This window comes from Arcticibacterium sp. GJ41-1, from assembly GCF_055808875.1.
Map to the genome: position 1 here is coordinate 4959241 of NZ_CM147888.1, position 21765 is coordinate 4981005.

At 37.9% G+C, this 21765-nt stretch carries 13 protein-coding genes and 1 tRNA gene; 11 read left to right on the top strand and 3 right to left on the bottom strand.

All coding sequences use genetic code 11. The annotated features are described in order from the left end of the window. Nucleotides 1–13 precede the first annotated feature (13 nt). The 4 genes from trpA to AC0L6O_RS20540 all read left to right on the top strand — a co-directional run bounded on the left by trpA (nucleotide 14) and on the right by AC0L6O_RS20540 (nucleotide 3458). Entirely contained in the window at nucleotides 14–784 is a 771-nt protein-coding gene (gene trpA, locus AC0L6O_RS20525; RefSeq protein WP_473305033.1) for a tryptophan synthase subunit alpha, read from the top strand. Between the two features lie 47 nt (nucleotides 785–831). Next, nucleotides 832–1716: an ACP S-malonyltransferase gene (fabD, locus tag AC0L6O_RS20530; RefSeq protein ID WP_473305035.1), complete on the top strand. Its 885-nt coding sequence runs from the start codon at nucleotides 832–834 to the stop codon at nucleotides 1714–1716. Between the two features lie 131 nt (nucleotides 1717–1847). Beyond that, nucleotides 1848–1918 (top strand) — tRNA-Gln (locus tag AC0L6O_RS20535). 355 nt (nucleotides 1919–2273) lie between these two features. Beyond that, nucleotides 2274–3458 (top strand): cation:proton antiporter domain-containing protein, encoded by a 1185-nt coding sequence (locus AC0L6O_RS20540; RefSeq protein WP_473305036.1) that lies wholly within the window; start codon nucleotides 2274–2276, stop codon nucleotides 3456–3458. 76 nt (nucleotides 3459–3534) lie between these two features. Here AC0L6O_RS20540 and AC0L6O_RS20545 read toward each other — a convergent pair whose 3' ends face one another. Next, nucleotides 3535–5562, bottom strand: a complete 2028-nt coding sequence (locus tag AC0L6O_RS20545) for a tail fiber domain-containing protein (RefSeq protein WP_473305037.1) — start codon at nucleotides 5560–5562, stop codon at nucleotides 3535–3537. A 334-nt stretch (nucleotides 5563–5896) separates the two neighbouring features. Here AC0L6O_RS20545 and AC0L6O_RS20550 point away from each other — a divergent pair, with 334 nt between their 5' ends. From AC0L6O_RS20550 to AC0L6O_RS20575, 6 genes are all read left to right on the top strand, one after another. Continuing rightward, nucleotides 5897–10111 (top strand): two-component regulator propeller domain-containing protein, encoded by a 4215-nt coding sequence (locus tag AC0L6O_RS20550; protein WP_473305038.1) that lies wholly within the window; start codon nucleotides 5897–5899, stop codon nucleotides 10109–10111. Nucleotides 10112–10263: 152 nt separating this feature from the next. Then, the gene (locus AC0L6O_RS20555) at nucleotides 10264–10800 is read left to right on the top strand and encodes a hypothetical protein (RefSeq protein ID WP_473305040.1); all 537 of its coding nucleotides are present in this window, start codon (nucleotides 10264–10266) and stop codon (nucleotides 10798–10800) included. 355 nt (nucleotides 10801–11155) lie between these two features. Continuing rightward, nucleotides 11156–14188 carry a SusC/RagA family TonB-linked outer membrane protein gene (locus AC0L6O_RS20560; protein WP_473305041.1) on the top strand — a complete coding sequence of 1011 codons (3033 nt, stop codon included), beginning with the start codon at nucleotides 11156–11158 and terminating at the stop codon, nucleotides 14186–14188. Between the two features lie 11 nt (nucleotides 14189–14199). After that, the gene (locus AC0L6O_RS20565) at nucleotides 14200–15801 is read left to right on the top strand and encodes a RagB/SusD family nutrient uptake outer membrane protein (RefSeq protein ID WP_473305043.1); all 1602 of its coding nucleotides are present in this window, start codon (nucleotides 14200–14202) and stop codon (nucleotides 15799–15801) included. A gap of 127 nt (nucleotides 15802–15928) precedes the next feature. After that, the gene (locus tag AC0L6O_RS20570; RefSeq protein ID WP_473305044.1) at nucleotides 15929–16726 is read left to right on the top strand and encodes an endonuclease/exonuclease/phosphatase family protein; all 798 of its coding nucleotides are present in this window, start codon (nucleotides 15929–15931) and stop codon (nucleotides 16724–16726) included. 62 nt (nucleotides 16727–16788) lie between these two features. Then, nucleotides 16789–18156: a deoxyguanosinetriphosphate triphosphohydrolase gene (locus AC0L6O_RS20575; RefSeq protein WP_473305045.1), complete on the top strand. Its 1368-nt coding sequence runs from the start codon at nucleotides 16789–16791 to the stop codon at nucleotides 18154–18156. Here AC0L6O_RS20575 and AC0L6O_RS20580 read toward each other — a convergent pair. Continuing rightward, entirely contained in the window at nucleotides 18153–19616 is a 1464-nt protein-coding gene (locus AC0L6O_RS20580) for a HAMP domain-containing sensor histidine kinase (RefSeq protein WP_473305046.1), read from the bottom strand. The two genes, AC0L6O_RS20575 and AC0L6O_RS20580, sit on opposite strands and share 4 nt — an antisense overlap. A gap of 3 nt (nucleotides 19617–19619) precedes the next feature. Continuing rightward, nucleotides 19620–20321 (bottom strand): response regulator transcription factor, encoded by a 702-nt coding sequence (locus tag AC0L6O_RS20585; RefSeq protein ID WP_473305048.1) that lies wholly within the window; start codon nucleotides 20319–20321, stop codon nucleotides 19620–19622. Nucleotides 20322–20595: 274 nt separating this feature from the next. Between AC0L6O_RS20585 and AC0L6O_RS20590 the strand changes: the two genes are divergently transcribed. Beyond that, entirely contained in the window at nucleotides 20596–21474 is an 879-nt protein-coding gene (locus AC0L6O_RS20590; protein WP_473305050.1) for an anti-sigma factor domain-containing protein, read from the top strand. The last annotated feature ends 291 nt before the right edge of the window (nucleotides 21475–21765 follow it).

Here is a 21765-nt window from a genome sequence, read left to right on the forward strand (position 1 = left end):
TAAGTTCGTATTGATGAATCGACTGGAGAAACTATTTATTGACAAACCTAAGGAGGTTTTAAACATTTATTTTACCGCAGGTTTCCCAAATTTAGATAGCACTATTCCCCTGTTAGAAGCAGCTCAAGAAGGTGGTGCTGATTTGGTAGAGATAGGTATGCCTTTCTCTGACCCCGTGGTGGATGGTGAAACCATTCAAAAAGCCAACATTAAGGCACTGAATAATGGCATGTCTGTGGCCTTGCTTTTTGAACACTTGAAGGAAATGCGAAGCAAGGTAAATATCCCAATCATTTTGATGGGTGATATTAATCCTGTTTTTCAGTTTGGTGTAGCTGAGTTTTGTCAAAAATGTGAGGAAGTAGGTGTAGATGGTTTGATATTACCAAACCTGCCTATGGCAGAATACTTGGAAGATTTCAAAGCACTCTTTGACAAACATGGCTTGTTGAACATTTTCTTGATTACTCCACAAACCTCTGAAGAAAGAATTAGAGAGATTGACGAGTACTCGTCTGGCTTTGTTTACATGGTTTCTTCAGCTTCTACCACAGGTTCTACTTCTGGAATTACGGAAGAAATGAAAAGCTATTTTGACCGTGTCAATAAAATGAATCTTAAAATTCCTCGCTTAATAGGTTTTGGAATAAAAGATAAGGAGACTTTCAAAGAAGCCAGCCAATATGCCAACGGAGCCATTATAGGCAGTGCATTTATCCGAGCTATTGACTGTGAAGAGCCTACGGAAGGTGCAAAAGCATTTTTGAACGAAGTTTTGAATTAAAAACAGATTCTGACAAGAATCAATAGAATATAAAATCATTGAATATTATGACAGCATACGTATTTCCTGGTCAAGGAGCCCAATTTAGTGGTATGGGCAAAGAGCTTTATGAAGAGTCGGCGAAGGCCAAAGAACTTTTTGACAAAGCCAATGAAATCTTAGGTTTTGAGATTACAAAAATCATGTTTGAAGGCACTGCCGAAGACCTGAAAGAAACTAAGGTAACGCAGCCTGCGGTATACCTCCACTCTGTAATTAAGGCACTATGTGCTGATGAATTTAAGGCAGACATGGTGGCAGGACACTCTTTAGGCGAATTTTCTTCGCTGGTAGTGGCTGGCGTGCTTTCTTTTGAAGATGGCTTACGTTTGGTAGCTCAACGTGCCGATGCTATGCAAAAGGCTTGTGAAATAAATCCGTCGACCATGGCAGCCGTTTTAAGACTAGATGATGCCAAAGTAGAGGAAATATGTGCTGCTGTGGCAGAAGAGACTGGAGAAGTGGTGGTAGCTGCTAATTATAACTGCCCAGGGCAGCTTGTAATTTCTGGAAGTAACAAGGGTATAGAGATAGCCTGCGAAAGAATGAAAGAGGCTGGAGCCAAAAGAGCTTTGGTTTTACCAGTAGGAGGAGCGTTTCACTCTCCGCTTATGGAGCCTGCAAGAGAGCAGCTAGCAGCAGCCATAGAAAACACTACTTTTAACGAGCCTACATGCCCGATATATCAAAACGTGACTGCGAAGCCATCAACGGACGTAGCAGCCATTAAAACAAACCTTATAGCTCAGCTTACCGCTCCAGTAAGATGGACACAGTCTGTTCAAAATATGGTAGCTGATGGAGCAACCAGTTTTGTGGAGTGCGGACCAGGAAAAGTACTTCAAGGCTTAGTAAGTAAAATTTCTTCGGAAGTAGAGACTTCTGGAATTTAGCCTTTAGTAACTGTATAATAGAGGCTTACCTCCTCCGAGACATTTGGACAGAAAAAAAATATAACATTTTTTCTAAGAATGACTTGACAGGAAAGAAAATTGCCCCTATTTTTGCAGCCTAATTACACGATTGACCCGTGGTGTAATGGTAACACAGGGGCTTTTGGTGCCCTTATTGAGGGTTCGAGTCCTTCCGGGTTAACAAGAAAAAGCTGCTGATTAATTTCAGTGGCTTTTTTCTTTTAGTGTTGTCGAAAATGTTGCCGTTTTTTGATAGAAACAGACTGAAAATTAGACTGCTAGAAACACCTCCACCACCAACAAATAGCACGAACATATAAAAACCTAAGACTGTTCGTCTACTCAATCAACTACCAGCTTTAAGGTTTTATCTACTTTTAGAGATATGGCTTTTATTTTTCTTCTAAGTTTATGAGCTTAAACAAATCATATTTTATATTGCATTTAATATTCTAGCAAAAATTCAAACACGCATAAAGGAGTGCTATAAGCTTTCAACTAGCTCTAACCATTTATTCATCCCATAATCCATAAGAATGGCCATAATTATCACACTAAGTGTATTAATACTACTAGCTTATCTATTTGATATCACTTCATCTAAAACCAAAATTCCATCAGTAATTTTACTATTGGTCTTAGGTTTCCTTACAAAACAAGTTTCGGCTCTTTTCGATATCGAAATTCCTGACCTTAACCCTATTTTACCTATTTTAGGTACCGTCGGTTTAATTTTGATTGTGCTAGAAGGCTCTTTAGAATTAGAGATTAATAAATCTAAGTTTTCTGTAATTAAAAAATCTTCATTTCTTGCTTTAATACCATTGCTAATATTGAGTTTTGGGCTTGCCTATTTTTTCCAATATTTCAGCAATGTTTCATTTAAAGTAGCTTTAGCAAATGCAATACCTTTTGCTGTAATAAGTAGTGCCATAGCTATACCGAGTGCCATTAATCTTGTGGCAAAAGACAAAGAGTTTATTACATACGAAAGTAGCTTTTCCGATATTTTTGGGGTTATTTTTTTCAATTTCGTTACACTAAACGAACAATTTAATACGGATTCTATTTTGCTCTTCGTGGTAGAAATTTTCTGTATGCTTTTAGTTTCCTTTATAGCCACATTAGCTCTTGCTTTTTTCTTGCATAAAATAAAGCATCATATAAAATTCATCCCTATAATTATTCTGCTTACTCTCATATACGCTTTCTCTAAAATCTTTCACTTACCAGCACTCATCTTTATATTGTTGTTTGGTTTATTTATGGGAAATATAGATGAATTAAGACATTACAAATTTATTCAACAGTTTCATCCAATTAACTTTAACAAAGAGGTACATAAGTTCAAAGAGTTGACCACAGAAATAGCATTTCTCATAAGGGCTTTATTCTTTCTGCTCTTCGGTTTCTTAATAGAAATAGAAGAGATACTTAATTCAGATACCATTGTTTGGGCAATACTGATTACTATCAGCCTTTTTGTTTTAAGAATAGTATTCTTAAAACTATTCAAACTACAGATAAGCCCCTTAGTTTACCTTGCTCCACGTGGTTTAATAACCATTCTATTATTTCTGAGCATTCCCGTCTCTCAATCAATAGATTTGGTTAACAACTCCTTGACCATCCAGGTAATTATCTTAACAGCATTAGTTATGATGGTTGGTTTAATGCGTACAAAACCAAAAGAAGAAGAAAAAACACTAGAGGAAAATTAAGAGAACCCTAAGTAGAATTGGTCAAGAAGGCTTTGGATATAGTACTCCATAGCCTTCTCGCCTTTAAAGCAGAAAATCAATTTCCCTCTACCGCCACAGATTTCAATAGCATTTCTTTGAGCTCTTTGAAATCTTCTTTTAGGGCTTTAGACTCTGCTTGGACTGTTCTCGACTCCGATCGAACTGACATTGACTCCGAACGCACGGATAAGAGTTCTGACTCATACGCCGTATTGCGTTGCAATTGTTTTTGCAGTTGTTCTTGTAGCTTCTCTATTGTTTCTTCTTGCTTCCTGCTTGTCAGTTCGAGCGAAGCCGAGAACCTCATTTCACTAGCTAAGTCACTTTGAAGTTCACGCGTTCTTTCTTCCAAAGCTTTAATGGCAGCAAAACTTACACCATCAAAATCTGCAGTGGCTATAGTGGTGTCGTTTCCTATGGTGCCGTAGGCGTCTTTACCAAAATGATGATGGAAGTCTTGTGCCATCACACCCCAGTGGCGATGTTTGTTTGCGTTTTGTCCTTTATAATTCCAGGTGCCTATACGCATTTTTGATACGCTCTTTAATATCTCTTCTCCATTAGAGGCTATAAAGTTTTCTTTTTTAGTAGAGTCAGAAATAGACGACCATGAATTGGCATTATGGAGAGCCATTAGGCCTATACTGGTCGCCGACAAATCGTTATTGGTGTATAATTTATACCCATTGTCAAAACGTGCTAAAAGTCTATCTGTGGCATCAGCTTTTAAAGAATCTCCAGAACTAGAAACATAATCGCTTAAAACCATGGCTCCTTCATAACCATTGGTACTTGCTCTCGTTCCTATGGCAGTACTGTAACTTCCAGAAGCTTTTGTACGATAACCCATGGCCGTGGAAGAATTACCAGAAGCTTCTGTAGACCGACCTATCGATGTAGAATTAGAACCAAGAGCTTTGGTCTGATTACCCATAGCTGTGGAATAATCTCCTGAAGCATCTGTATCACTTCCCATAGCCGTGGATACACCACCACTTGCTTCGGTAGAATAACCTGTAGCCATAGAATAATCTCCATCAGCCTTTGATTCATAACCCATAGCTGTTGAAGTATTTCCTAACGCAACTGTATTGTAACCTAGAGCTGTGGAATTGTAGCTGACCGCTTTTGCTTTATACCCAATAGCTGTAGAATAATCTCCTGCGGCTAAACTACTAGTGCCCAACACTACAGAATAATCCCCCTCAGCTTGAGAATAATTACCAATACCAATAGAACTATAACCAGACACGGTTGCATGAGTCCCCATAGCAAGAGAATATGCACCAGTGGAAATTGAATTATAACCAATTGCGGTAGAATTATCAGCAGAGGAAATTGACCTCGTACCTAGAGCTGAAGAATAATTACCAGTGGCCTCGTTATCTAAACCCAAAGCTGTTGAGTAGAGCCCTTTATTTTCGAAGGCCCAAGGGTTATGCCTTCCAGACCATAAAGATTTTGACTTTGCATCATAAACTAGACCCTCTCCAAAATAACCCTGAATACCTGTAGCCATCTCACCTTTAAGGATTGCCTTCCACTTTAAAACAAAACCCGCCCCTACGTTATAGTCATTATCTGTTTTAAACTGAACCAATACATTACTAGAATTGGTAATCAAACTAGCTGGTATATAGTTACCAGAATAAGCCGCCAAAACTTCACCCGAAGCATAATCCTTTAAAAGGATAGAATCTCCATTTGCTTCCGTATCTAGGAGTTCAAAATCAATTTTAAAGGCAACAAAATCAGGGTCGCTTGTATTAAAACTGAAGAAACAGTTATAAATCAAACCACCTGTATAGTCTAAATCCCCTTTAGGGTCTTTGACTGTTCCCGCAAGAGTTGTACCTATAGTTCCGGAGGGAGCACAAATCATAGTATGCACATTACTAGCAGGGGTTTCTTCCGTTATTTTAACATTAGACCCCACTAGCAGGCCATTACCAAAAACATTTAACTGGTCTTTGCTGGTGCTGTCGCCATTTACACTTTGGGCTCCTGGTGTTATGAGAACAGATTGGGCTGTAACTGAAATTGACAATAATACGAAGCTTAAAAGAGATAGTAATCTTTTCATATTTTGGATTTTAAACTTCAAGATACCTCTTAATTACCTCTTTACATTTTCTAAACAGAGGGTTTTATTTTACGGTGAAATTATACTGGCAACTCTGTACAACGAGCAAGGCATTCCAATGTGGATAAATATTTCAATTGGAACTAATCACATACGAACATTAAAATTAAGACACACAAACCATACATTCGTATATGCAAAACGGTTATTGGAAAATGAAAGGCTAAAAACCAACTCCCTTTTAAATAATCAGTTCTTCTATCTTCTGCAATCTTGGACTGAATATTGGAGTATAAATAATTATATATTTTTTAGTACTCTAACAAAAATCGATATGAGACCAGTTAATAACAAATCAGTTAATTGGAGTTTCAAAATTTGGCTTTTTACGTTTTTAGGAATGCTTTTAATTCCTTTAAAAAGTACATGTCAACAGGACTATCTTCGATTTGAGAATTTTGGCATTTCCGAAGGGCTCTCACATAGTTATGTAAGAAGTATTTGTCAAGATCAACTAGGCTTTCTTTGGTTCGGTTCGGGAAATGGCTTGAATAGGTATGACGGCTACTCCTTTAAAACATATAAAAACAAGGCCACGGACTCAACAAGTATAAGTAGTAATCAGATAACAGATATTCATCAAAGTAAAAACGGAAACTTATGGATTACCACTACCGGAGGAGGCCTAAACCTCTACGACATAAATAAAGACCATTTCATTAGCTTTAAGCACAAAAAAAAGAACATAAACTCAATTTCCTCCAACTCCCTAAATACTGTAATTGAAGACCAAAAAGGAAATGTTTGGATAGGTACTGACGGTAAAGGCCTAGATGTGTTTTCACCAAAAGATGGTACATTTTCACATTATACTGCTGACAAGACTTCTGGTTTGAAAAGTGACTTTATCGAAACATTATATGAGGATAGCCAAAACCAAATTTGGATAGGAACACATACTGGACTTTATGCTTTTGATGACAAAACAAAGTCATTTATCGCTTTTGATTTGAGCAAAAATACTTCTACCAAAATAAGAATAAGGTCCATATTAGAAGACAACAAAAAACAATTATGGATAGGCACCAATGGAAATGGCCTATTCAAATATAACCCAAACAATAATTCTATTAAACATTACCTTTCTGAAGCAAACAAATCAAATGGCTTAGGGAGTAATGTCATATACTCCCTAGAAGAAGGTCCAAAGGGAAACATATGGATTGGTACCGAAAATGGCGGACTGTCTATCTTTAATCAAAAAGAGCAATCTTTTGAAACATTTAAAAATGATGAGTTAGACTCCTATAGTCTGAGTAGTAATTCAGTTCACTCATTACTAAAAGACCAAAAAGGAAACATGTGGATAGGCACCTTTAACGCTGGTGTAAATCAAGTAAATATTGATGCTGAAAAGTTTATTCATTATCGCCGTATGTCTAAAGCTAATAGCCTTAATAACGACAAGATTCTTACTATTTACGAAGATAGGAAAAGCCAAATATGGGTTGGGACAGATGGTGGTGGTTTAAACATCATGAACCCAAAAAATGGAAATTTTAGGCATTTCACACATACTAATAATGACATTAAGTCTATCACAGGAAACCACGTACTAAGTATTTTGGAAACGGAAAACGACGAAATGTGGGTGGGTACCTGGGGCAATGGAATTACTGTTTTTAATACTGCGGGAAAAGTACTCAGGCATTACAAAAACAATCCTCTAAAAAAGGGTTCTCTGAGTAATAATAACGTTTGGGTAATGTACCAGGACAGTGGAAGAAACATTTGGATTGGCACCTATGGCGGAGGAATTAACCTTTTCAACCCTTTAAACAATTCTTTCATACCATATACCTCTAATCCAGTCAGTGGAAAAGGTACCAACAATAACAAAATACTTTCTATCACAGAAGACTCTAAAGGTTTTATCTGGATAGGGACTGATGGCGGTGGCTTAAATAGAATGAAAAAAGCAGACAGCTCTTTTACCTATTTCATGCATCACGATGAAGAGAATAGTATCAGCAGCAATAGTGTTGGAAATGTTTTTGAAGATCAGAAAGGTAACCTTTGGATTAGCACAAAGAATGGTTTGGACTTATACAAACCAAAAGAAGAGCTGTTTACTAAGTTTTCAGAAGAAGATGGTTTAGAAGGAAATATAATTCAAGGTGTTTTAGAGGATAACAGTAAGAACCTTTGGATTAGTACTGACAAAGGCATTAGTCGCTATAACCCTAGAAGCAAAACTTTCCATAATTATTCTGAAGCCGACGGGCTCCAAGTGGGTCAGTTTAAAGAACTGGCTTTTTGTAAAACTAGGACCGGAAAGATGTATTTCGGCGGGAATAATGGAATTAACGCTTTCTGGCCTGACAGTGTGAAGCAAGTCAGCTTTGAACCTCCATTACTTCTAACTGGTTTTAAGATTTTTAATAAAAATATAGCTGTAGCAAGAAATAAAGAAGACACTTCACCATTAAAGAAAAACATTTCAATGGTTGATAAACTTGTACTTTCTTATAATGATGAAGTTATTTCATTCGATTTTTCCTCATTAAATTTTGTATCCGAAAAAAAGAAAAAATACCAATACAGAATGCTTGGCTTTGACCAAGAATGGCAACAAGTAGGTAACGAACATACTGCTACCTATACTAATCTTGACCCAGGTAACTACATTTTCCAAGTAAATGGCCTAAACAATGACGGTACTTGGTCTCAAAACCCTAAGGAGTTAAATCTAACTATTACTCCTCCTTTTTGGAAAACGTGGTGGTTTAGGCTATTAATGCTTATTCTCTTTTTTGGAAGCCTTTTTGCTCTTTACCGATATAGAACTAGAACTATAAGGTCAAAAAAAGCATCCTTAGAAAGGAAAATAAGCAAACGTACTAAAGAGTTACAAATATCTACTGAGCAAGAAATTAAAGCTCGTGAAGAAGCCGAAAAAGCTAAAACCGATGCCGAACTTGCCAACAAAGCTAAAAGCGTCTTTCTGGCCACCATGAGTCATGAAATAAGAACCCCTATGAATGGTGTCATAGGAATGAGTAATCTCTTACTGGAAACAGAACTAAACAAAGAGCAAAGGAGCTACGCAGAAACCATTGGCATTTCGGCCGACAACCTTCTAACGGTGATAAACGATATTCTTGACTTTTCTAAGATAGAGTCTGGAAAAATGGAGCTTGAAGACAAAGACTTTAAACTTAGAACTTGTATTGAAGAGGTTATCGACCTCTTTGCAAAAAAAGCAGTTGAAAAGAATTTAGACCTTGTTTATCACATAGACCCAAAGGTTTCACCCCATATCTATGGCGACCCTACAAGACTTAGACAAATTCTTATTAACCTCATTGGCAATGCCATAAAGTTCACCCATGAGGGCGAAATATTCTTAAAAGTAAAGTTAGCTAAAACACATATTCCGGATAAAATCAACCTCTCTTTTGAGGTTCGTGATACAGGAATTGGAATCCCCAAAAAGAAAAGAGACAAATTATTTCAGGCATTTTCACAAGTAGACTCTTCCGTTACAAGAAAATATGGAGGGACGGGCTTAGGTTTAATAATCAGCAAACGATTGGTCAATCTAATGGGCGGAGAAATTGGCATAGAAAGTCAGGAAGGCACTGGCACTACTTTCTATTTTAACATCATAACTATGCCTGGGCAAGAATCGGAACCTATTTACAAAGCTACTACCGAATTAGATGTCTTAAGAGGGAAACGAATTTTGGTAATAGACGATAACGAAACGAATAGGCAAATTTTAGAAGCACAACTTAACTTTTGGAAATTCAAACCGACTATCGCCTCTTCTGGCCTGGATGCTTTAAAATTGATTAAAAACTCAGAAAACTTCGATATCATCTTAACTGATATGGAAATGCCAGACATGGATGGTTTAGAGCTAGCTCGAGAGATACGTAAAAGTGACTCAAATACACCAATTATTCTACTTAGTTCTCTGGGTGATATATCTTACAAAAGCCATGCAGACCTGATTTCAGCAAGCCTGACGAAGCCAGTAAAACAAGATCTGCTCTACAAGGAAATTCTTAATCAGTTTAAAACTTCTATTATTCCTCAAAAGCCTGATAAAACTGCCAATAATAAGAAAACAGAGGAGTTTTTTGCACAAAATTATCCTGCCAATATCATGGTGGCCGAAGACAACATAATTAACCAAATGGTTATAAGTAAGGTTTTAAAGGGTCTCGGCTTTCAGCCAACTTTGGCTGTTAATGGAATTCAAGTAATAGAAAAGTTTAATCAAGGAGATTTCAATATAATATTAATGGATGTTCAAATGCCTGAAATGGACGGTCTAGAGGCAACACAACAAATAAGAAAACTACAAAAAAAACAGCCGGTAATAATAGCAATGACGGCCAATGCAATGCAAGGTGATAAAGAAATATGCTTAGAGGCTGGAATGGACGATTATATCAGCAAACCAATAAATAAGCAGGACTTGATGCTCAAAATAAAAAGCGGGTTTTCAAAATTAAAGATGGAAGAAAGTACTTTTAAATAAGCCCAAAATAACAGGTTTCTTAATGCTAATAAAACCCAGTTTTAACTCAACTTCTTTCTAAAAATCATCTAGCATAAAAACAAAGCACTACACTACTTTCCACATGTTTCATATAAACTGACTATTTTGCATTTTTACTAATGCTCCTTTACATGAAATACCTTTTTGTTTTACTCCTAAGTCTATCTTATACATTAAAAGCACAAACAGCTCCTGAAAAAACAGACACTTTAAAGATAGAAACTCCACTTCTGATTGACATGCCCACCTACAGTATTGAGTTACCAAATACCTGGACTATAAAAGCAGGCTGTGTAGAAGAACAGTGCACCGCTCACTCGCCAACAGATACCTTACGAGGCTACGACACTTACATAGAAAGTGTTAACCTGACGGTCAATAAACTTTCGTCTGCCAGTTATACGGCAGAAAAATATGCTAATTTCTCAATTGGCTATTTACCCAAAGTGGTTAAAGAGTTTAAGGTTTTGGAGAAAAAGAAACTCAGCCCAAAAAGCTATGTCATCTCTTATAAAGGCAACAAAAACAACATTTGGCAAACATGGATACAGTATTATCATGTAAAAAACAGTAAGGTGTATATAGTCACCTTCTCTGCTGAGACTTTAAAATACAGGCATTATCAAGATATGATAGAGCCATATTTAGCAAGTTTTAAATTCAAATAAAATCGACAAGCCTTTGGCCAATGTAATAGTAAGTTTTTTGCTATTCTAAAATCTATAACTATAATGCCACACCTCCTTTAAAAAGTTAGGAAAAAATAGAACATGGCTTATTTTAGATAGAATTGCACTATCCTAGTTCTTTAATAAATCATTATTTCTACAAGAACAAACCGTTAAGAACCTGCTCCTTTTTTAGCCCTGATTGTTAAGCAATCTTTAAATTCCTTATAAGCGGAATCTCTCTATTGCTAATAGATATACGTTTGCGTCTCAAATCATTTATTAGTTCAATCAAACAAGTTTTATGAGACAAAATTTACCTAAAGTCTCCTTGCGACATTTCTGCCTGTCGTTAATGGGATTTTTAATTATTTGTGCAAGTTCTTGGGCTAGCGAGCCTACCAGAACAGTGAGAGGGGTCGTGAGCGATGCTCAAACAAACGAAACTCTAACAGGGTGTACAGTTACCGTAAAGGGAACTAATGTAGGTGTCATTACCGATGTAAACGGTGAATACAGCCTAAACGTAGAAAACGAGAACGCCGTTTTAGTTTTTGGCTTTATTGGATATACTACACAAGAGGTGATAGTAGGAAACCAGAGCACTATAAGTGTGGCTTTAAGTCCTAATATGAATGACCTTAAAGAGGTGGTTGTAATTGGCTACGGAACGGCAAAAAAGGGAGACCTTTCTTCTGCCGTGGTAAGCGTAGAAAATGTAGAAAAAATTAAGGACAGACCCGTTCTTGATGTTGCCAACTTAATTCAAGGAAGAGTACCTGGCGTAACCGCAATAAGCAATGGTGGCCACCCAAACTCAACACCAAAAATCACAATAAGAGGTACAGGTTCTAGAGGAACTGAAAACGTACTTTATGTGGTTAACGGCGTACCAAATGCTCCTTATAACCCAGCAGATATTGAGTCTATCACGGTACTTAAAGATGCTGCGTCGGCCGCTATTTACGGAGCATTTTCTGGATCTGCAGGTGTAATTTTAATTACTACCCGTCAAGCTTCCTCAGGAAAACCAAGTATAGAGTATAATGGCTTTATGGGAGCTAAACAAGCTTGGAAAACACCAAACGCCCTAACTGCGGACAAAGAAGCAGAGGTCTCAAATTTAGCTATGCAAAACGCTGGTCTTAATCCTCTAGACGGTTGGGATGCCACTAAGAACCCTTACGCCGCTGTTACCAGAACAAACTGGATAGACGAAATTTTCAGAATAGGAACTATTCAGCGTCATAACTTCTCTATTAATGCAGGAACGGATAAATTCTCAACGCTCTTCCAAGGAAGGTATGAAAACAACGAGGGTACTTTATTAAACACGTACAGCGAAAATATCTCACTTAGGTTTAATAGTCAATACAGTTTTGACGACCACCTTAAATTCCGTCAAGAGGTATTTTGGAATAATAGTGATAGCCGCGGTACATCGACCGAAAGTGGCTATAGCGGAACTATCCTTTCTGCTATTTATATGCCTAGCTCTGCTGTTCCTTACTATGAAGATGGAAGTTTTGGCGGCGTAGGTCCAAGAGATTCTGATTATTTAGGAATTCATGGTGATGCCATCAACCCAGTAGGAACGCTCTTAAGAAATCAACCTTACAACAAAGGCAGCGATTTACAGTCAGTATCTGAATTATCATACTCTGACATTATTCCTGGCTTAAATTTCTTGACGAGGTATTCTTACCGCTCTCAGACTTCACTTTATAAAAATTTCAGTCCTAAAGTAACAGAGCCGGGCAAACCAAATAATCAAAACTCTTTAAGCTACAGCACGAATAAAGGTTATAACTGGATTTGGGAAAACACCTTAAACTATACGCGTGCCCTGGGCAATCATAACCTTGGAGCTATGGTATCAACTACCGCACAAGAAAATGGTGCAAAAGGATTTTCAGCCGCAGCGAGAGACTTTCCAGATGAAGAAGATTGGGCTCAGTTTTTCTTAAATGCTCAAACTTTTAGCTCTGACAGGCCTGGTGACTACGACTGGAAAGACAGAAACTTATCTTACGTTGGAAGGCTTTCTTATAGCTGGTCAAATAGATATTTCTTAACGGGAAGTTACCGTTATGACATCGCCGGAAGACTAGCAGAAGGTTATAGAGGAAAAGGTTTTCCAGCTGCCACAGCAGCATGGAAAATAAGTTCTGAGCCATTTTTCAATATCCCGTTAATCAACACATTAAAACTAAGAGCTAGCTGGGGAGAAATAGGAAACATTGGCTCTATAGGCAGATACTACGGTTACGCTACACTTAGCACTAATAATACATTCCAAATTGGTAGTGATGCCCCTTACTCCCCTGCTCTTTATGTTGGTAGTCTGAACAATCCTGCTTTATCATGGGAAACTTCTAAACAAACAGATATCGGTTTAGATATAACTATGCTTAACGAACGCCTATCGCTTTCTGTAGATTATTTTGATAAGCTTACTTATGACCTAATCAAACAACAAGATACAGACTGGACAAACACTTACGGTTTTGGTGCTCCATTGATTAATCAAGGTAAAATCAGAAATACAGGTCTTGAAGTTATGGCTTCTTATGGCGGAAACTCAGGCGAGCTAGCTTATGAGTTTAGTGGGAATATTGCTACGCTAAAAAATAGAGTAGAAGAAATTGACGATAACCCTGACTCTTTCTGGGCTCACGGAAATGCATGGAGAGGAACCATTAGACCGTATAGGTCTACCGTAGGTCAACCTTATTATTCTTACTGGATGATTCAAACAGATGGTATTTTCCAATCAAATGAGGAAGCTGCTAGCTATACGTTCAATGGAGAAAAAATTCAGCCAAATGCCCAAGCGGGAGATTTAAAGTTTGTTGACCTTAACAATGATGGAAAAATTGACGACAATGACCGTTCATATATGGGTTCAGCTGCTCCTAAATTAACCTACGGTTTCAATACTAACCTTACTTACAAAAATTTTGATTTAAGTGTATTCTTCCAAGGTGTAGCCGGAGTTAAATTATTTCATGCTTTCAAAGAATCTACACTTAATGCTTCTGAGCAAGGTTATAACAGATGGGACAAAATTTTGGACGCATGGTCTCCTACAAATACTGATTCAGACATTCCTAGAATATCTGCAAATGACCCAAATAACAACTTCCAGACGGCTTCTGACTGGTACCTAGAAAGTGGCGACTACCTAAGATTGAAAAACTTAGTGCTAGGCTATACCTTCCCTACACTTGGCTCAGTATCTGGTTTAAGAGTTTATGTTAGTGGTGACAACCTGCTAACCTTCACTAAGTATTCAGGAATGGACCCAGAGGTTGGTGGTATTGGTTTTGACGGAGGTCAGTTCCCTGTATCACGTGTTTATGCCGCAGGTTTAAAGTTTAAATTCTAATTATTACGACAATGAAATTTCAAATAAAATATACAATTCTTCTAGGCCTATGCTTTATGTTTAGCATAAGCTCTTGTGATAAAGAATGGGTAGACACTAAACCTAACGGAGCCTCTACCACTGCCTATTTTTGGGATAGCGAAGATGACGTTATCAAAGGCATTGCCGCCATTTATGTTCCATTCAGATGGGAGTCTACATGGGGAAGAGATTTGTTTTGGATGCAAAACGCCAGTGATGATTTAGTGGTAGGCCGCTCAAAAGCTGACGCTGAAAACATCAAAAACTTTATTCCAACAGGAAACGAAGGCTACATGGCTACCGCTTTTGAAGATATGTACTGGATGATGAACAAGGCCAATCAAGCCATAGAAGGTGTTCAAGGTGCCACAAACATTTCAGAAGAGTTGAGACAACGCTCTTTAGGCGAAGCATATTTCGTGAGAGCATTTGCTCATTTTTGGGCTGCCTACCTATGGGGTCATAAAGACCAAGGTGTCCCTTATGATGGTGTAGAAAATGAGGAATTTGGAAACAGAATACCTCCACAGCTCGCCTCTGTAACAGATAACTACGCTCAAATTATTTCTGACTTAGAAAAAGCAGCCGAGTTATTACCATTGTTTCAAACCTATGGTGCAGAAGACCAAGGCCGTGCTCACAAATCAGCAGCTTGGGCATACATGGTAAAAACGTATGCATACTGGGCACAATATGACAGCTCAAAATGGGAAAACGTACCAAGTCTTGCAGACAAAATCAAAAACGAAGGTCAAAGAGCATTGGTAACTGGTCAAGAAAGTAACGAGGCTAATTATAGAGCCGTATTTACCGACGGTCAAAATTGGGGGCCAGAGTACATCTGGTCTGTAACTTCTGGGATTCAAGGTGGTTCTGAATTCCCTGGTGTTATACTAGAAAACAAAGGATGGGGTATTTTCAATGGCTGGGGATATTTCCAACCAACCGAAGAGCTTTACCAAGAATATGAAGAAAATGACCCACGACGTGAGGTTACTATCTTAAAATTTGGGGATAAGTTTACTTATTTCGGTGTGGAGCGTGAATACTACTCTACCAATAGCCTTTCAGGTTTCCAGATTAACAAATACATGGACCCATACAGCTACGGAACGGATGAGGATGCAGGTACCAATTCAAAAATCAACCAAAGCGGTAACTACCCTACCACTGCCCTGAATTTACCTTTAATCAGGTATGCTGAGATTTTACTTTTCAAAGCTGAAGCCTTAATTCAGATGGGACAAGCTAGTCAAGCAGCAGAGCCCTTAAACGAAATTCGAGCTAGAGTAGGTCTAAGCCCTATCGCCACACCAACTATGGACGACCTTAAGCATGAAAGACGAGTAGAGCTTGCCTGTGAATGGACAGACAGATTAGCGGATTTAAAAAGATGGGGTGATGTAGATGTTATCAATGCTCCGCTTCACGGCAGAATCCATGAAAACAAAACTGACCCTAATTCTTCCTACACCGTAGAGGAAGTTTGGCCAGCAAGAAGTTTCGATCCAGCTAGACACATGGCATGGCCACTTAGCTCAAACGAAATCTCAAGAAGTAATGGCATATACAAGCAAACTCCTGGTTGGTAAAACCGACTAAATTCATTTAAAGAAGACAGCCTACTAAAGTGTAGGTTGTCTTTTCTTTAAAATACCCCACTAGTCGAATTATAAAGTATTAAATTTATTTTCATTTTTTAACACCAGTGTCCAAAACATGAAACTAAAAACATACATTACCCTTCTTTGTTTATTCTTTAGTTTAAATACTTGGTCTCAATCCATTGATGAGAATCCAAGAATCATAAGAGTTCTCACATTCAATATTCTTCATGGAGCTACCACAAATGGCGACTTTGACTTAGACCATATTGCGAAGGTTATTTCAGATAGTAATCCTGACTTCGTGGCTTTACAAGAAGTAGATTATAAAACCAATAGGGCTAAAAAATACGATTTAGTGACAGAACTTGGCTATAGAACCAAGCTCTCCCCACTTTTTGGCAAAGCCATGAAATATGATGGCGGCGAATATGGCGAAGGAATTTTAGCAAATTATACTTTCCTAAACAGCCGAAACATCATTTTGCCTTACACAGCCGGCAGAGAACCAAGAGCAGCTTTGGAAGTAACTTCTGTGTTAGCATCTGGTGATACCGTTTCTTTTATTGGAACACATTTAGACCATTTAAAAGACGGAAAAGATAGACTGGCTCAAGTCCAAAGCATCAATGCAAATTTCACATCAAACCAATACCCAAGCATTTTAGCAGGTGACTTAAACGATACGCCAGGCAGCATAGCCATTAATACTTTAGAAAAACACTGGCTTTCTTCTTACAATAAAGAAAACCCAGCCGCCACCTTCCCTTCTGATAAACCTGAGATTAAAATAGATTATGTCATGTTTTACCCTAAAAACAGATGGCGAATATTGACCACGGAAGTCATTCAAGATGCCGTAGCGTCTGACCACTGTGCATATTTAGTTACGGTAGAGCTGCTAGAAGAATAGAAATAAGCCTTTGGCAATTCCTTAGGTCTATAAATTGCCGTAGCTTTGTCAAAATTTAAACTATGCACTGGGAAACACTTTTTTCGAATAAAAGATACGGCTCTAGAAACCTTCAAAACACGGACGAAACTCGTGGAGAATATCTGAGAGATTACGACCGTCTTATTTTCTCATCCCAGTTTAGAAGGCTACAAGACAAAACCCAAGTTTTTCCTTTACCAGGCTCCATATTTGTACATAATAGGCTAACGCATAGTTTAGAAGTAGCGTCTGTAGGTCGCTCATTAGGAAGGCTAGTTGGCGAAAAAATTGCCAAAAAAAATGCCGAAACGCTAAACACACATGCTACCGAATTTTACAAATTTGCTCTAGCAGATGTTATACAAACAGGCTGTATCGCTCATGATATTGGCAATCCTCCTTTCGGACATTCGGGAGAAGATGCTATTAGAACCTTTTTTGAAGAGCTTTCTGGCAGTCAAAAAGAAACCTTAGAAAAAGAGCTAACGCCAAACCAACTGGCCGATTTAAAAAACTTTGAAGGTAATGCGAATGCCTTCCGAGTGTTAAGCACGCTATTTTTAAAAGCTGGCTTAAAACTGACTTATACTACTTTGGCGTCTATTGTCAAATACCCAATTGACAGCTTAAACGGTTTTGACAAGTCTACGGGCTTAATTTCTACCAAAAAATCTGGGTACTTTGATGCGGAGCTTTCTGTCATGAAAGAAATGGCAGCCGACCTTCAAATGAAAACATTGGACGAAAGTAAAAGTCATTTGGCCAGGCATCCGTTCGTATTCTTAGTAGAAGCTGCAGATGATATTTGTTATAGAATCATAGACTTAGAAGATGCTTTCAGACTTCATATTCTTGGCTTTAAAGAGGTCGAAGAATTGCTTCTTCCGTTTTTTGAGGGAGAAAAAAATGAAGCTTATATAAAAGAGCAAATGCTGAGCATGAAAGACGAGAAGCAAAAGCTTTCGTTGCTGAGAGCTATGCTAATTGGCCTTTTGACCAGAAAATGCTCTGATGCCTTTATGGCAAATGAAGCCGCCCTTTTAAACGGTGAAGTAAACAAGTCATTGATTGAGCTTATAGACGAAAAATCTATCAAACTGATTGACAAAATTGACGCTATTTCTGTTAGTAAAATTTACAATCACAAGTCTGTAGTAGAAATTGAAATTGCAGGTTTTCATGTTATTGGCGGTCTTTTAAAAGAATTTTTAGGTGCTATTTTGGAGCCTAAGTCGGCCAAGTCAAAAAAAATGAAAAAGCTAATTCCAGAGCAATTTGAAATAAGCAACGACCAGCCCCTGTATCAAAACATTTTATCTGTTTTAGATTTCATTTCGGGCATGACAGACATTTACGCCGTAGACCTTTATAGGAAAATTACAGGAATTCAGATTCCTAGTTTGGGTTAAACCACATACGCTGGCAAATTAAAACTAAAGCGGGTGCCTTGATTTAGCTTGCTGCTTACATCTATACTGCTGCTATGTAGCTCAATAATCTTATTGGCTATTGCCAATCCTAAGCCTGTTCCTTTTACCCTGGTTTCGTCTTTGGTGTTGGTATGGTACCTTTCAAAAATCACCGAAAGGTCTTTCTCTGCTATCCCAGAACCCGTATCACTGATACTGAATAAAATATTCTTTGTATCGCTTGAACCTATTTCTAGTTTTATCTTCCCTCCCTTTGGCGTAAACTTAATAGCATTATCTACTAAATTTTGAATCACCCTTTCTACCAAAGAAATATCGCCAAAAACAAAAGGTGTCTCTGGGTTTCTAACAAACTCCATTTCTATATTCTTTTCTTTAAACAAAACTTCATACCTAGCCATCAAATCATAGGCAAGTTCATCTAATGGGAATGGCTCTTTTTGCAGCTGAATTTGATTATTCTCTAGCTTTGAAAGCTCAAAAAGCTGATTTACCAGACCTTTCAACTTTTTAGTACTCTCGTTTATATTCTCCAAATACTGACTTTCTTCTGCAGCACTCAGTTCATTTTTCTTTAATTGGAGCGTTTCTGTAAAACCCTGAATAATAGAAAGTGGTGTTCTTAAATCATGTGAGATATTCGCCACCAGTTCTCTTCTAAAATTATCAATAGACTTAATTTTATCAAACTGCAGCTGAATTTGATTCGCCATATCATTAAACGTTTCAGAAATCCCGCTAAACATACTCCGCTCATCTGCTTCTATTCGCGTACTAAAATCACCCGAATGAAATTGACTCATGCCATCGGTAATGGCTTGTAAATGCTTTGTTTGATACCATAAAATGAAAAAACCAAGAAGCAAGGCCAGCACAGCGGCCAAGGCAATTAGCTTCAAAAAAGTATCCATGGTATAGGTTCCTAAAAGTCCTGCAAAAACAGATTCTCGCTCTTCCGAAACCAAGATGATATAATAATACCCCTTAAGCACGTCGTTTTGTATAATTGGTGCTGCCGAAAATATTTTTGACTTTAAAAAATCTCTTGGGTCGTCTCCTTTGATAAAGTTTTGTCCTTTATCCGCTATAAAACTTAACACTGGCTCTAAACTTACAGCTTCTCTCACCACCTCTTTATAAGGAGCTACATGAGCCATAATCCCACCCGAAGTGTCTAATAAGTAGACTTCTACATCAGGATTTATAATCATCATAGACTCCATTACTTTTTGAATAGCCGTGGTGTCTAATTTCCCTTCCTCATTAAAAGTCTGTAAATGGTCAATAGTAAATTGAGCCAAATGTGCATGCAATTTCTGATTAGCCTCTTCTTGATAATTTCTGGTGGTCACAAAACTTATGTAGGTCATGGCGGAGCCAAAAAGCAGCAGCACCAATAACATAGACAGCGACAGACGTATGAAAAATTTATTATTCATTCTTTAAAGGTTTTCATTGAAACGATACCCGTAACCCCAGCTCGTCAAAATGTAACTGGGCTTGTTCATATCGTCTTCTATTTTGGCACGAACTCTATTTATATGTGAATTGACCGTATGCTCATAACCTTCAAAATCATAGCCCCAAACTAAATTGAGTAGGCTTTGACGGTTAAAACTTTTCCCTGGGCTAGCCGCCAAAAGCGAAAGTAAATCAAACTCTTTCGGTGTCAATTCTATTCTTGACCCTGCTTTTTGAACGGAACGTTTATCCAAATCAATACTTAAACCATCAGCCTCAATAAGCTGCGTATTTGTAGAAGATGCATTGTCAAACTTTCCTAAAGACCTCCGCAGTACAGCTTTGACCCTCGCCTGAAATTCTCTCACACCAAAAGGTTTCACGATGTAATCATCGGCCCCGGTTTCTAAACCCAGCACGCGGTCTATTTCTTCGGATTTTGCAGTTACCATGATTATTGGCGAAGCAATATCATTTGCCCTAATTTTTCTACAAACCTCCATTCCATCCATAGACGGAAGCATTAAATCTAGGATTATTAGGCAGTAGTTTGTCTTTTTTGCCATTTCATAACCTTCTAAACCATCCAACGTATGGTCTATTTCATAATGCAAATCCTTCAAATGGATTTTTATCAATTCGGCTATCTTATGGTCGTCTTCTATTACTAGAGCTCTAGGCATGTTTTTAGGTTAATTTTAAAAGTATGTCCTCGGAGAATTCAAAGTAAACTTTTAAGTATCACAGAATTATCACGGTGGGTAATCTCATTAAAAGAATGAGCTAAGACCTACGTATTTTCTTTTACTAAGGTTCTGATGAACTATTTAAAGCATATTAAACAAACTCTCTGACTGCTTTTATGCTCCGTGATAGTTTTGTTACAATTCTGACACTTTCACGTAATACCTATGCCATTCCTTTGTGTCAAGTTTAACATTAAAACAAAACAAGGATATGAAAAAAGGACACTTAAAGACTTTAGCACTAGCATTTATGGCATTGGCTTTTACCGCCTGCGACAATGATGATGAGCCTACGGCACAAAGCGGAGCATTAACTTTAAACATTCAAGGATTAGAAGACTTAGGTTCGGAAGCCGTTTATGAAGGATGGTTAATTACGCCATCTGGCCCTGTATCTACGGGCGTATTTACTGTCAATGGTTCGGGAGCCCTCTCTCAATCACAATTTAGCCTAGACCAAGATATCTTAGACGCGGGTAGCACATTTGTTTTAACTATAGAGCCAGCAAATGACACCGACCCTGCACCTTCTAAAATTCATATTTTAGCTGGAGATTTTTCTTCAAATTCTGCAAACCTTAATATAGGTCACGCAGCTGCTTTAGGAAACGATTTTTCATCAGTAGCCGGTCAGTTTATATTAGCCACGCCATCTACAGAAACCATGGATGACGAAACAAGTGGAATCTGGTGGTTAGACCCATCTGGCCCTACAGCTACCCTTACCTTACCTACACTTCCAGAAGGATGGGTATATGAAGGCTGGGCAGTAATAAACGGCACACCAGTAAGCAGCGGTACATTTACTAGTATTTCAGGTGCCGATAGCGGCGAACCATTTAAAGGAAGTGGAGGAACACCTCCCTTCCCGGGAGAAGATTTTGTGGCCAATGCTCCTTCAGGAATGACATTTCCTACCAACCTTCAAGGTGGTGCTGGTGTAATAAGCATAGAGCCATTTCCAGACAATAGCCCTGCTCCTTTTACATTAAAGCCATTAGTTGGCCAAATAGCAGCAGACGCTCCTGTTCATACTTTATTAGATATGGGGCAAAATTTAAACTTCCCCACGGGAACAGTAAGCAAATAAGTTTAACATTTTCTAATATTAAGAGCAGCTCCATTTGGGGCTGTTTTTTTGTTTGAACCCTTTACATTTCAATATAAAAGCTAAGCCGAACCAAATAGACCTGCATAAATGTTAATACAACCTATAACAGTAACGTTTTCGCAAACGTAAATCTGTAGGTCATCAGTCAGTAATGTGGTTTATCACTATTTAAGTCCTTCTAAATAAACTAGTTTCTCTCTCCTTACCTTCAGGCGTACCTTTACTCATCTAGAAACCTAAATTAATCTCTATAGCAAGACTACTACCTCA